Source organism: Leptolyngbya sp. CCY15150 (genome assembly GCF_016888135.1).
Taxonomy (GTDB): Bacteria; Cyanobacteriota; Cyanobacteriia; order RECH01; family RECH01; genus RECH01.
Genome location: NZ_JACSWB010000289.1, coordinates 93,550 through 106,935, shown reverse-complemented (window position 1 = coordinate 106,935; position 13,386 = coordinate 93,550). Strand labels below are relative to the sequence as shown.

General features: G+C 54.0%; 11 protein-coding genes and 1 tRNA gene. 9 read left to right on the top strand and 3 right to left on the bottom strand.

Annotated elements, in window-relative coordinates:
- The first annotated feature begins 46 nt into the window (after positions 1-46).
- The 3 genes from JUJ53_RS22770 to JUJ53_RS22760 all read left to right on the top strand — a co-directional run bounded on the left by JUJ53_RS22770 (position 47) and on the right by JUJ53_RS22760 (position 1,962).
- Positions 47-442: a RidA family protein gene (locus tag JUJ53_RS22770; RefSeq protein ID WP_204154341.1), complete on the top strand. Its 396-nt coding sequence runs from the start codon at positions 47-49 to the stop codon at positions 440-442.
- 35 nt (positions 443-477) lie between these two features.
- Positions 478-1,659: an FAD-dependent oxidoreductase gene (locus JUJ53_RS22765; RefSeq protein WP_204154340.1), complete on the top strand. Its 1,182-nt coding sequence runs from the start codon at positions 478-480 to the stop codon at positions 1,657-1,659.
- Positions 1,660-1,767: 108 nt separating this feature from the next.
- Complete coding sequence (locus tag JUJ53_RS22760) at positions 1,768-1,962, top strand: hypothetical protein (RefSeq protein ID WP_204154339.1); 195 nt, start codon at positions 1,768-1,770, stop codon at positions 1,960-1,962.
- A 65-nt stretch (positions 1,963-2,027) separates the two neighbouring features.
- Here the strand turns inward: JUJ53_RS22760 and JUJ53_RS22755 are convergent, their stop codons facing one another.
- A complete protein-coding gene (locus JUJ53_RS22755; RefSeq protein ID WP_204154338.1) occupies positions 2,028-2,780 on the bottom strand; it encodes a HEAT repeat domain-containing protein in 753 nt (250 codons plus the stop codon).
- A gap of 411 nt (positions 2,781-3,191) precedes the next feature.
- Between JUJ53_RS22755 and JUJ53_RS22750 the strand changes: the two genes are divergently transcribed.
- The 5 genes from JUJ53_RS22750 (at position 3,192) to JUJ53_RS22730 (ending at position 9,484) form a co-directional block, all read left to right on the top strand.
- Complete coding sequence (locus JUJ53_RS22750) at positions 3,192-5,207, top strand: DICT sensory domain-containing protein (protein WP_204154337.1); 2,016 nt, start codon at positions 3,192-3,194, stop codon at positions 5,205-5,207.
- A gap of 170 nt (positions 5,208-5,377) precedes the next feature.
- A complete protein-coding gene (gene zds, locus JUJ53_RS22745) occupies positions 5,378-6,850 on the top strand; it encodes a 9,9'-di-cis-zeta-carotene desaturase (RefSeq protein WP_204154336.1) in 1,473 nt (490 codons plus the stop codon).
- An 80-nt stretch (positions 6,851-6,930) separates the two neighbouring features.
- Positions 6,931-7,371, top strand: coding sequence for an SRPBCC family protein (locus JUJ53_RS22740; RefSeq protein ID WP_204154335.1), 441 nt, complete (start codon positions 6,931-6,933; stop codon positions 7,369-7,371).
- A gap of 6 nt (positions 7,372-7,377) precedes the next feature.
- Positions 7,378-8,529 (top strand): alpha/beta fold hydrolase, encoded by a 1,152-nt coding sequence (locus JUJ53_RS22735; protein ID WP_204154334.1) that lies wholly within the window; start codon positions 7,378-7,380, stop codon positions 8,527-8,529.
- A 214-nt stretch (positions 8,530-8,743) separates the two neighbouring features.
- Positions 8,744-9,484: a response regulator transcription factor gene (locus tag JUJ53_RS22730; protein WP_204154333.1), complete on the top strand. Its 741-nt coding sequence runs from the start codon at positions 8,744-8,746 to the stop codon at positions 9,482-9,484.
- 207 nt (positions 9,485-9,691) lie between these two features.
- Here the strand turns inward: JUJ53_RS22730 and JUJ53_RS22725 are convergent.
- Both JUJ53_RS22725 and JUJ53_RS22720 read right to left on the bottom strand, forming a co-directional pair.
- Positions 9,692-9,764, bottom strand: a tRNA-Glu gene (locus JUJ53_RS22725).
- A gap of 360 nt (positions 9,765-10,124) precedes the next feature.
- The gene (locus JUJ53_RS22720) at positions 10,125-10,400 is read right to left on the bottom strand and encodes an Npun_R1517 family heterocyst differentiation transcriptional regulator (RefSeq protein ID WP_204154332.1); all 276 of its coding nucleotides are present in this window, start codon (positions 10,398-10,400) and stop codon (positions 10,125-10,127) included.
- Positions 10,401-11,908: 1,508 nt separating this feature from the next.
- Here JUJ53_RS22720 and JUJ53_RS22715 point away from each other — a divergent pair.
- Entirely contained in the window at positions 11,909-13,294 is a 1,386-nt protein-coding gene (locus JUJ53_RS22715; RefSeq protein ID WP_204154331.1) for an efflux RND transporter periplasmic adaptor subunit, read from the top strand.
- Positions 13,295-13,386: the final 92 nt, after the last annotated feature.

The following is a 13,386-nucleotide window of genomic DNA, read 5'->3' as shown; positions in this document are numbered from 1 at the left end:
TCATGGTTCTTTGCCCTGTTCTTTACCGTCTTGTACCGTCTTGGCTATGGAACGTCAGCATGTTTCAACCGGCACTCCTTGGGAAGCCCTGGCAGGCTATTCCCGAGCAGTGCGCGTTGGTCCGTTTGTCTATGTGGCCGGCACAACGGCCACCAACGAAAAGGGTGAAATTTCTAGTACGGATCCCTATGAGCAAACCTGCCATATCTTGCAGCGGGTTGCTAGCGCCCTTGAAGCTGTCGGAGCTTCCCTCAGCCACGTAGTACGTACCCGTGTGTATATCACCAATATGGACGACTGGCAGTCCGTGGCTCGGGCCCATGGTGAGGTGTTTGCTGATATTCGCCCAGCCAATACGCTTGTTGAAGTGAGTCGGCTGGCAACACCAGATATGCAAGTTGAAATTGAGGTCGATGCGGTGATCCCCGATGCATCCCTCTAATCGCCCTTCTCGGTTCTGTTAGACGTACCCTCTTCATGACTACCTACGACTGGATCGTCATCGGCAACGGCATTACCGGTGCTGCGCTCAGCTATGAACTAGCTCACGTGGGCTTTTCTGTTCTGCTGCTTGACCCAAGCGATCGCCCTCACAGCGCTACCCGTTTTAGCTATGGCGGGGTTGCTTTTTGGGCTGGCACGACGGATATGACCCAGCAATTGTGTCAAGAAGGCATCGATCGCCATCGACACCTCAGCGACGAACTGGGGGCCTCAACCGAGTTTCATGAACGAGATCTGTTGATGCCTGTTTTCCCCGACGATGATCTGCCTGCCCTCACGCACCTCTACCAGCGCTTCCAGCCCCAGCCCACCTTGGTTGATCGGCAAACCGCTTGTGAGCTTGAACCCTTGCTCAATCCAGAGGCGATCGCTGCTGCCTTTGTCGTTAAGCATGGCCATGTCCATCCTGAAAAAGCGGTTCGGGCCTATAATCACGCCTTCCAGCGCTTGGGTGGGCAGGTGGCGATCGCTCCTGTGCAGCAGATGCAAACCCATCAGGGTAAGGTCACGGGTGTGCTTACCCCTACCGAGACCTATGCTGGACATCAAGTCGCGGTCTGTGCCGGGAGCATGAGCCGGTCTTTGCTGCAGCAGATGCAGATTTCCGTGCCCTGCTACTTTTCCCATGCCGAACTCATCGAAACGCCGCCCGTTGACCTCAACCTGCGCACAGTGATCATGCCCGCCAACACCCGCCGCTTTGCCCTAGAAGCCACCATGGAGCAACGCCAGCATGAAGATCTTTGGGATGAAGCTGGCCACGAAATCGCTCCTCCCATCTTAGATGCGGGCATCTTTCAGTTTGCTGACGGACATCTGCGGCTTGGCCAAATTAGCCGTCTCCTCACCGATCCCCAGGCACCTGTGGATGCTGCTGCGAGTGAACGCCAGATTCGAGAAGCGATCGCTCACCTGATTCCGGCCCTAGCTGATGTTCCTGGCCAATGGCACCGCTGCTTAGTTGCCTTCAGTGGCGATCGCATGCCCCTCGTGGGCGCTCTCCCGGACTACGCAGGTCTACATCTATTCTCCGGCTTCAGCAATCCTTTTGCTTTCGTGCCACCCATCGCCCAACGCTTTGCTAAAAGCCAGGTAGGCAACCCTGACCTCCTGATTGAGTCTCTAGCACCCTCACGATTTAAAGAACAAAATTAAAGCTTTGTAGTTTTTGCTACAGAATTTAGACTATATCTTTGGCTCTGGATTAAACTAAGAAATGGTTGGAGACCCCTGTCGTCACTCTGTTGTCTATCTGTGAGACCTATGACCCAGTCTAATTCCCGTATTCCTACCTCTAAAACTGCTCAGGAGCAAGATCGTGCTGTGCAGCGCTATCGCCGCACGAGCCCCAACAGCAAGGATCTCTATACCCAGTGGCAGGCTATTCGTGCGGCTGCACTCCAACAGCGCAGCCCTGACTCGCAATACGATGTGATCCCTGGAGAAGATAGCTATTAGTAGCCTATCCAGGCTCATTGGGTGGGCAATTTAGGTTGGGATTGCCCACCTACGAGCAATAGGTTCTAAACTAGCCCATCCTGCTCAATTTCTTCAATCACTTGGAGTCCACGAGGATCGCCCACTTTGAGCACAGCAAGACGGGCATCGTCGCGGACGCCCATGTCTTCATCTTCGGCAAAGGCTTCAATAATGGCGTCTATAGCCGTGGCATAAATCACGTTAGACGGCAGCTCTCGACACAGCAGGCCAATCGCCCAGGCACAGTTGCTGCGCACTGCTGCTACAGGATCACGCCGCAGAGCTTCAATGAGGGGAGGAATAGCGGCAATCACCGATTCGTAGTCTAGATTTGCCATCTGGGCTAGGGCACTGGCGGCCCATAGACGCACGGCGGAAATATCAGTGCGTAGGGCATGGGTGAGCGGCGTTAGGGAGCGGCGATCGCGGCAGTTGCCCAAGGCCCAGACAAGTCCTTTGCGCACATAGCCGTTCAGATCCTGCTCTAACTGCATAATGAGAGCATCAACGGCTAGGGGACTGGGGTTGCGTCCGAGGGCATAGGCGGCACTCACCCGGATGAGCGGACAGGTATCGGACAGAAGGTTAATTAATTGAGGAACGGCACGCGGTTCCTCTAGTTCACAAAATGCTCGGGTGGCCAACATGCGCTGCTGATTGTCGGACGCGTCTAGCAAAGGCAGCATTACGTCCGGATCTGGCTTGTCATCCTCAGATACGTCGATCGCCTCGAGATGATCCAGTGGGCTATCGGCGGCAATGGCAGGGTCTAACACGCTAGCATCGTCATCATACATATTGTCACTCTACAGCAAACCGTGCCCTGCGTAATGGGTCTCGACAGGAAAAATCTCCTAGCCCCATGGGGGCGATCGCCCCTAGCCCTAGCCTCTACCGCTGGATAGTTTATGGAATGCTCATCCTCGCCTAAGCTACCGATATCCTCTTTATGGTTGGCGAGACGGGTGTCCTTCTGAGACACTAGTAGTGGCACAATGGTGGAATACTCATTTTGAGGTGTTCTGGCTAGCTTACCCATGAACCGGTGTCACCGCCTCTTTGGGAATCTCAACCAGAAACTAGCCGTGATTCCCAGTTCAACGTAGCGGAACGTTGCCAGGGCGATCGCTAGATTCTACGGAGATCGATGCCCAGAGGTTGGCCAAACCTCCCTACTCCCGCCCTCAAATCACACACGCGGACGATCGATGACCATGACGACTTCCGTCTTGGAAGAGTTATTGCAATCCATGCCCCACCTGCGGTCACAGATGTACTTTAAAGCATCCTTGACAGCTCTTTCCCATGCCATGGAAGACCAGGTGCTGGCAGATACAGGGCAGCCTCTTGTCATTGCCAATTTTCAACGAGAACGATTTTACCGCCAAGAGGTCAACCGCTACCTACGCATTGCAGCATTAACCCCTCAGGTCTATGTCTTAGCCGCCGCCGAAACAGAATTTTCTAACCGCAGCGACCATTATGAAATGGTGGCCTTTGATGCCAATGATGAGCTGCGGCATGAATGGCATCTGGTGGTGATCGGGGCGCGGTATTCTGCCTGTTTAATCTGCCGTGAGCGCCAGGGCGTTTCTGACTTCGAGGGCGCTGAAGGGATGACGGTGGATCAAACCCGGCGGTTTGAAGGAGTTTGGACCTTTGATCGCCACGTGAGCTGTGAAGCCGCCAAGCTTTTATTAAACCGTGTCGCCTACTATCGCCCCGAGATTATCAAGAAGGTGGAGCAGGCCCGTGCTGACTTCCTCACGGATGGCCCCCTGCCGCCCCGAGATATTGACCCCGATCCCTTTGCTCAGCGCCTGGTTACCTATCTGCAAGCTGGGCAATACAAGCTTTTGAAAGCCTACCGCTCCATCGCGGCTCAGGAGCGCCGAGAACGATTGGCTAACCTGATTACCACCGCTATTCGGCGATCGCTCAATCCTCAAGAAATTTTCGCCGTGGCGGTCAAAGAACTGGGGCAGGCCATGGAGGTATGTCGCTGCTTGATCTATCGCTGCAAGGCTCGGGATCAAGCGGCCCAGATTCACCACGAGTATCGGTTTGAGGAAGGTCTGGCCTCGCTCCACGGAGAATCTTGGCCCTTGGCTGACAATCCTCTCTTTCAAGTGTTGACCGAAAGCCTAGAGCCGGTTGCCATTGTAGATACAGAGCAGACCCAAGCCTTTGACCTAGAAGCGGTGCGATCGCTGATTGATCGTTGGCAGATCCGGTCGTGGTTGATGGTGCCGATTGTCTACCAAGGTCGCCTGCTGGGGGTGATTGAGCTACAGTCTTGTATCGCTGACCCCCATGATTGGTCGGCGGATGAAATGAGTCTGGTAGAGGCGATTGCCACCCAATTGGGCACAACGCTGATTCAAGCCGAGTCCTACGCCCATCTTGAAGATCTCAATGAGCAGCTTGAAGCCCTAGAACGCACCCGCAGTAACCTGATTGCCATCACCGGCCACGAGCTGCGCACCCCGTTGTCTACTATTCAAATCTGCCTAGAGAGTCTATCCAGCGAACCTGATATGCCTCTAGAACTGCGGCAGGTGATGCTCAGTTCTGCCCTCTCCGATGCCGAACGCATGCGCACCCTGGTGCAGGATTTTCTCACCCTCTCGCAACTGGAAAGCGGTCGAGTGAAGTGGCATCTGGAGCCGCTGGATTTAGAGGAATGTGTGGACTTGGCCCTGAGCGGCATCCGTACCCGGCAGTCGGAGGGCAAGATGCCGACGATTACGGCCAATGTGTCCTTGCCGGAACTGCCGCTGGTGCGGGCTGATGGAGAATGGCTGGTGGAATTGCTCTCCAAGCTGTTGGACAATGCCTGTAAATTTACCGAGCCGGAAGGGCAGGTGGTGATTGAGGCCCGGCCCGCGAGCGATGCCAAAGCCATGCTGGAGGTGACCATTCGTGACACCGGGCGCGGCATTGAACCCAACCGCCTAGAGGCGGTTTTTGAACGGTTTTACCAAGAAGAAGGAGCCCTTCGGCGCACGGCCGGCGGGACGGGGCTGGGCTTGGCCATTTGCCGCCAGATTGTTGTGGGGTTGGGGGGCAAAATCTGGGCGGAGTCTGCTGGTCGTGACCAGGGCACCCAGTTCCACTTCACCATTCCCACCGCGGATACGGCCCGCTCGGCTCCACCCCCGGCGATCGCTCCCTCCCGTCCTCCCCGGCGATCGTCCAACCCCAAGCGCGCCAGCTTGCGGTAGCCCCGGATCCGGTTGGGTGATTCCCGAAGCGGACAGGGTCTATTACACTATGTAAAGAATCTAAAAAGAATCTCAGCAGGAGTTAATCCAGTCCTTTGGACTGCGTTCAGCTTCACGGGCAACAGGTTTGGCTAGGTTCACTACAGTCACTGGGTTGGAACAGGTTAAGGATGCGAGTTGCAATTATTGGGGCAGGGCTAGCCGGACTTTCGACCGCCGTGGAACTGGCGGATGCCGGGCATGAGGTAGAAATCTTTGAATCGCGTCCTTTTGTGGGCGGTAAGGTGGGTAGCTGGGTGGATGCTGAGGGCAATCACCTAGAAATGGGGCTGCATGTTTTCTTCGGCTGCTATTACAACCTCTTTGCCCTGATGGGAAAAGTGGGCGCGATTGATCACCTGCTGCTCAAGGAGCATGTCCATACCTTCGTGAACTCCGGCGGCACCCTAGGCGCGCTCGACTTCCGCTTCATCACCGGCGCACCGTTTAACGGTCTGAAAGCCTTTTTCACCACCTCTCAACTGTCGGTGCAAGACAAGCTACAAAATGCGATCGCCCTCGGCACCAGTCCAATTGTGCGGGGCTTGGTCGATTTTGAAGGAGCCATGCGCTCCATCCGTGACCTCGATGGCATCAGCTTTGCCGATTGGTTTCGTCAGCATGGCGGCTCCAACGGTAGCCTGAAGCGTATGTGGAATCCCATTGCCTATGCCTTGGGCTTTATTGACACCGAGCAGATTTCTGCCCGCTGTATGCTGACCATCTTCCAATTTTTTGCTGCCCGCACCGAGGCATCGGTGCTGCGGATGCTGGAAGGTTCGCCCTACGACTACCTGCACAAACCCATTTTGGATTACCTGGGAGCGCGCGGCTGTCAGGTGCATACCCGACGCGGCGTGCGCGAGATTTTGTTCAGTGAAGAGGGCGATCGCACTCAGATCACTGGCCTGGCGATCGCCAACGGTGACACCGTGGAAACCATTACCGCCGACGCCTACGTCTGCGCCTGCGATGTGCCTGGTGTCCAACGGCTGCTGCCCGAGACTTGGCGGAAATGGGATCAGTTCGAGAATGTGTATAAGCTAGAAACCGTTCCCGTCGCCACCGTGCAACTGCGTTTCGACGGCTGGGTCACCGAGTTGACCAATGCCGCCGAGCGCACCCAGGTTGACCATGCGGCGGGGCTGGATAACCTGCTCTATACGGCCGATGCTGATTTCTCCTGCTTTGCCGACCTAGCGCTGACCAGTCCCAGCAACTATTACCGCGAGGGTCAAGGTTCTCTGATCCAAGCCGTGCTCACCCCCGGCGATCCCTTCATTAAGCAACCCAACGACGCGATCGCCCAGCATGTGCTCGACCAAGTTCACAACCTGTTTCCCTCATCGCGATCGCTGACCATGACCTGGTCTAGTGTGGTAAAGCTAGCCCAGTCGCTGTACCGGGAAGCGCCGGGTATGGATCGATATCGCCCCGATCAAAAGACGCCGATCGCCAACTTCTTCCTGGCCGGTAGCTACACCCAGCAAGATTACATTGACAGCATGGAAGGGGCGACCATTTCTGGCAAACGGGCGGCCAAGGTCATCCTAGAATCCTTCGGCGATCGCACCGATATTCAAGAGCTGACCCTGGTTGCCTAGACCGTCTTGATCTCCCCCGCGATTCCTCCTACACTCGTCTTCCCACACCCTTCCCTGGTTGTTCATCACGGCACCTATCTATGTCTGATTGGCTCGAACATAGCGTTCAAGTTGAAGTCGAAACCCCCGTCGAGCACGTCTGGAGTCTATGGTCTGACCTAGAACAGATGCCGCGCTGGATGAAATGGATCGACTCGGTACAGATTTTGGAGGACGATCCCGAACTCTCTCGCTGGACCTTGGCCTCCGGAGGTCTAGAATTTCGCTGGCTCTCCCGCATTTTGAAGGTCACGCCCAATCAAATTATTCAATGGGAGTCGGTAGACGGGCTGCCCAATCGCGGTGCAATTCGGTTCTACGACCGAGGCGATCGCAGCATTGTAAAGCTCACCGTTGCCTATGCTATTCCCGGTATTTTGGGGCAGTTGATGGACAACCTCTTCCTGGGTCGTGTGGTCGAATCGACCATTCAGGCCGATCTCGAACGCTTCCGTAACTATGCCCTTGCCCACCGTTCATAGGTTTTAATGACCCATTCCCCGGCTTATACTCCCCCCTGGCTGCTGAAAAATGGCCTAGCCATGACCCTGCATACGGCCCGCTGGGTCAAGCGACATTGGCAGCAACTCACCCTCGAACCACAGCCGATCTACCGCAGTCATATCTTTTACGGCGCGAATGGGGTGCCGCTGCACGCCTGGATTGCTCAGCCCCCCGGAGCGATCGCCACCATGATTGGCACCTACGGCATCACGGGCTGCTTAGACAATCAATGGCTGCTGCAAATTCTAGGACGGAAAGCGATCGCCCGAGGTTTTGCCGTGATTTTGTTTGACTGGCGAGCCCATGGCAAAAGCGGTGAACTATCACCCACCCTCACCTCCGATGGTCTCTATGAGGGGCAAGACTTTGTCCACATTGCCGACCAGGCCAAAGCCATGGGCTTTCCCAGTCCCTTTTGGTTTACCGGCTTTTCCCTGGGCGGACAGTTGGCCCTGTGGGGTGGTCATGCCGCCCAAGATCTCAGCGCCTATGCTCACCTGCAGCCCGAGGATATGGGTGGCGTTGCGGTCATTTGCCCCAATCTCGACTCCAACCGCTCCCTCACCTACCTAATGCAGGCCCCGCTGGGTCGATATGTGGAGCGAGCTATTACCCAGGAGCTCACTCGCCTGGCCTGGAAGCTCCATCATTTCCACCCCCAAGCCATTGACCCAGAAGCGATTCGGCGAGCTCGCAGCATTCGTGGCTTCGACCAAGAGCTGGTGATTCCTGCCCTAGGCTTCGCTACCGTAGAAGACTACTACGAAGCCAGCAACCCTCTGCCGTTACTGCCCCACCTATCCCATCCCACCTTGATTCTCTACGCTGCCGACGATCCTCTCTTTGCCCCCAGCATCATTGCCGATCTTCAGCAGGCCTGCCGTGACAATCCTGCCATCACTCTCTGGCTCACCCGCTACGGTGGCCATATTGGCTACCTCAGCAGCCAGGCCTGTCAGTCTTTTTGGGGCGATCGCGATCCGTGGTGGGCATGGAACCGACTGCTTGATTGGTGTACTGCTCATCCAAAAACCGCCGCCCGATCTGCTGAGCTAGGCGGCGATCGCCTTGAGTCATCTGTTCACGAGCGATCCCCAAGCATGTGCGCCCAGCTTCCAAACATCCCCCATGTGTAACGGATCGTGACAATTCGCAACAAAGACCATCATGTTCTGGGGGCTGAACTTACCCTAGCGATCGCCTACCTGCTTAGAAACAAAAGCGACTTCGTATCCTAGGGCATCAAAAAAGCTGAGCAATCATGCTTATAATCTGTACAAGAATCTTATTTTTCTTATACAAACCTTTGCCAAGTCGCTAGAATAACCTGTAGTTAAATACCCATTAGTGATGCCTCGGATACTTGTCATTGACGACGATTCTGCAATTTCAGAACTGGTTGCTGTCAACCTAGAAATGGCCGGCTATGATGTGAGTCAGGCAGCGGATGGTATTAAAGGTCAGGCCATGGCTCTGCAACTGATACCTGACCTGATCATGTTGGACTTAATGCTGCCCAAGGTGGATGGCTTTACGGTGTGCCAACGGCTGCGGCGAGATGAGCGCACAGCAGATATCCCCGTGCTGATGCTCACGGCCCTTGGACAAACCCAAAACAAAGTGGAAGGCTTCAATGCGGGAGCTGATGATTACTTAACGAAGCCGTTTGAAGTTGAGGAAATGCTGGCACGGGTTCGAGCCCTGTTGCGCCGCACCGATCGCATTCCCCAGGCGGCAAAGCATACCGAAATCCTCAACTACGGGCCGCTGACCCTAGTTCCAGAGCGGCTAGAAGCCATTTGGTTTGACCGAACGGTTAAGCTCACCCACCTAGAATTTGAGTTGCTCCATTGCCTCTTGCAGCGCCATGGGCAAACCGTTTCCCCGAGTGAAATCTTGAAAGAGGTGTGGGGCTATGATCCAGATGACGATATTGAAACCATCCGGGTTCACGTTCGCCATCTACGCACCAAGCTAGAGCCAGATCCCCGTCATCCCAAATATATTAAAACGGTCTATGGGGCAGGCTACTGCTTGGAGCTTCCCAGAGTTGAGCAGACTGAATCAGAAGACTCTCCCCAAGCCGTCTAACGAGCCTTAGACATCCTTACGGCCGACCCACCCGATGCATCAGGGCACCCTATTACTCTATGCCTGATGCGGTCTAGGTTCGGCTAGTGAGGGCCGTGCTCTAATCGTCGTGATGTCAGCATCATGCTTATCGCCATGTCTTGTTGTCTACCCAAGTGAAATGGCTCGAAAACCTTGCGATTTCCGAGCCACTCAGCGAAGATTTGATACCCCCAGGGGAATTCGAATCCCCGTCGCCTCCGTGAAAGGGAGGTGTCCTAGGCCTCTAGACGATGGGGGCGCGTTAAAATCTCCTTTATTAAAGTAGCGAATCTAGGAAACCGTGTCAATACTTTTGCGCAGATCTTTTTCCAACCTCCGTAGACCTTGCTACTGAAGCGGTAGCCCATGACGTATCTTTGTGGGCAAATCTAGGCAGAAACCACCCTGCGATCCTAGGAGCAATGCTGCCGATATCAATCTAGATGATGCTCCTATTGCGAAGCACAGGTTTCTAGAGCGGTGGTTCTGGGTTGCCAGTACAAGCCTGCCTAGAACCACAATAGTCACGGACAGAGGCGATCGCTCTCCCGGCACTGGAGGGGCATAACCACCTCCCGCAAGCCCCTATCTAGGCTCCTTTCATTTAGTTTCCTTGCACCTAGGCAAGAGAATTGCGCAAACGCATGAGCTGACGGCGCATTCGAGGGGATGCATTGACCTCAGAGGTCTCTTGCACATCAACCACAGCATCCAGCGTTTCTAGACAATCATCTGCGCCGCAAGACAATGCTTCAAGCAGCAGTTCTAGGAGTTGCTCTGAATCAACAGCCATCACCTCTTTATCTTCAACCAACCGAAATTTGAGGTGAATCTCGCAATCATACACACCGACTTCAGAGGTTTCGGTTTGTTGCCGTAGGGAACCAGTCTTCATAGCGTTTGGGTGAGGGGAACAACAACAGACACAGATGATGAACTGCCACCATTCGACAATGCTCAACTCTCAACTCAAGAATCATCCAGGGAGCATCTCAGTTTCGCAAGTTGACCCTCATCCCCCAACCCCTTCTCCCCAACCAAGAGAAGGAAAGCCGGATTCAACGTCCCTTGCCCGACTTGGGAGAGGACTTTAGGGTGAGAGCTACAAACGTGGGATGCACCCATCATCCATCCACGGATCGGACACGTTACGTCTTAAATTGTGGGTCTGATTGCAAGTGCTGATCATTCATCAACTTTGGTCAATCTAACATAGTTATATTGAGGACTATATCCGCTATTTAGCTGAATTCAAACTGTCATTAATCATCACATTATATCCAGAGAAAATGACTGCAATTCACAGAAAATTCACATAATCTGGCAATGCGATCGCGATTGCTTTAACTTGTTTTATAAAATTCAATCGCTCCTTATTGAACCATGGATGAAGCTCAGTCATAAATGCTTCACAGGGAGCTTCATATCGTAGAGAAAGACACATCTTGTTCGGCAAGCTGTCAGGCTATCCGTATATATCCGTAGGTTTTATAGAGGCGATCGCTTAGAGAGAGCTTGATTTCTCGCGATAGATCTTCCACATCAGGCTATTGTGTAAATGTATTCGTTTTAACGTCATATAGCTTCTATTCATCAATGATTTACATATTTTTTTCTCTACTTTGAATCCACATTTTTTAGGTGGTATGAAATATATCCTGAAATCTTCACGATCTACGGAGTCTTGAACATATCAACTCATCTATTGAACCGATGTCAAACTGCATATCACAAGTTTTGAGTTTAAGGGTAATGTATGTTTGACAAACATCAAAACTTTAAACTTCCAGTCCTAGCTAACGGACAAATCTGGTTGCGTAGGCTGGGTTGAGCAACGGAAAACCCAGCACCAGCCTAGATTCTGTTGAGTTGTGCTGATGTTCACCCAGTCTACGAGAGAATCAGGATGGCAGGAATTGTGTCAGCTAATCAGGATGTGTCTGTCAGACTAGTGACGCTCAGCGGTCATCTCTTGACTATCGTCGTTGCGCAGGCGGCTCGTCTGCAGCAAGCCAGAGGCGCGACAGGAGACAAATACTACGCCATGAAGTACTAGGGATTTCTGGAGCCATGGCCGCATCGAACTGACGTTGAATCCTGCTAGTCCTTCTAGAGTTCACCCAGTAGCAGGATTATTTATCTGGGTATTTCTCCTATTAATAAGTACATCTAATGAGTACATCGATAGGGATCTGTTCCACAGCGTCAAACGAGTTTCATGGATCACAGGTGTGACGACCCATGTTTGCGAAACCGTATCGTTGGTTGGTTGTGACATGTCGAGTCTGAGTTGTGACATGTTGAGTCTGCATTGACGACCTGACGGATTTACAGCTTATGAACGACCAAGCTATCTGGTTGACCGTCTAGTATCCGCTATGCCCTCTTGCCAATATCGAACCCATGACCCATCCAACTCAAGAATCTGCCATTAGTCCATCCTCTGATCGTGAGGCTTCATCATCTACGCCATCCAGTTCCTCTAAGCGGCCATGGCTCATTGGGTTAGGCATTATTCTGCTGCTTGTGGGAGGCGGAGTGGGCTGGCGTTGGTGGATGAGCAGCCAAGCCGGTGGGGGAGCCCCTGAGGGCATGATGATGCCAGGCGGCGGCCTACCCGTGCAACTGGAGACCGTTGAGCGATCGCCCATTGAGGAGTCGTCCGAGTTCATCGGCAATTTAGAATCTCGCAACTCCGTGAGCCTGCGACCTGAGATTGAGGGTCGTGTGGTCGAGATCTATGCGGAGCCAGGACAGCAGGTTGAGGCTGGCACACCGATCGTGCAGCTCAGCCCCGATGAGCTCCAGTCTGATCTAGCTAGTTTGCTAGCCGATATCAATTCAGCACGGGCCATTCGAGCCAGTTCTGCCTCTGAAGTTGATGCCCTCATTGCCGATCGGGTAGCCGCCGTTGCCGAAGTAGACCTCCAGCAGGAAGAATTTAACCGCGCCTCAGCGCTGGTTGAAGAAGGAGCCTTTCCTCAGCAGCAGCTCGACTTGGCGGCGCGTAATCTGGATTCTGCGATCGCTCAATTGAATGCCCTAGACCGGCGGATTGACTCAGCCCGTGCCAATTTGGCCGAATCAGAAGCTGCTCTGGAACGCGCCCAAGCCGATGCGGCCAGCGCCAATGCCCGACTACAGGATACCGTCGTGGTGGCTCCTTTCAACGGCACCTTGGGCGATATTCCTGTCAAGGTGGGAGACTTTGTCAGCCAAGGTGATCTCCTCACGAGCGTGACCCAGGATCAAACCTTGGAACTACGGCTCTCCGTGCCCATTGAACGGCGTCCGTTGATGCGCAATGGCCTACCGGTGGAACTGGTGGATACCCAGGGAACTACTCTGCGCCAAGGGCAGGTTAGCTTTATCGCGCCCCAAGTGGAGCCCGGAGCCCAAACCGTTTTAGCCAAAGCGTCGTTTTCCAATGGCGATCGCCGCCTGCTGGATGGACAATCGGTGCGGGCTCGGATGATTTGGAACCAAGAGAATGGCATCTTAATTCCCACAGAAGCGATCGCCCGCATTGCCGGACAAACCTTCGTCTATATCGCCGTTGCCCCACCCCCCTCTGAGGATGGAAGCGAGGGCCCAGCTCTGATCGCCCAACAGCGCCAAGTCACTCTAGGCAGCATCCAAGGCAACCGCTATCAGGTTCTAGAAGGGCTAGAACCCGGTGAGCAGCTCATTGTTTCAGGCATCCTTAATTTGTCGGACGGTGTCCCCATCATGCCCGAAGAGCAAGAGGCAGCCGAAGAAGCGCCTCCAGCCCCAGAAGCCAATAAATAACCCACTATCCTCAGGTATCCCAGGAGCTGTTAGCGCAACCTTTCCACTCCTTGCTGTTTCCTTCTGCTGAGCTTGAGACCGATTCACCTCCG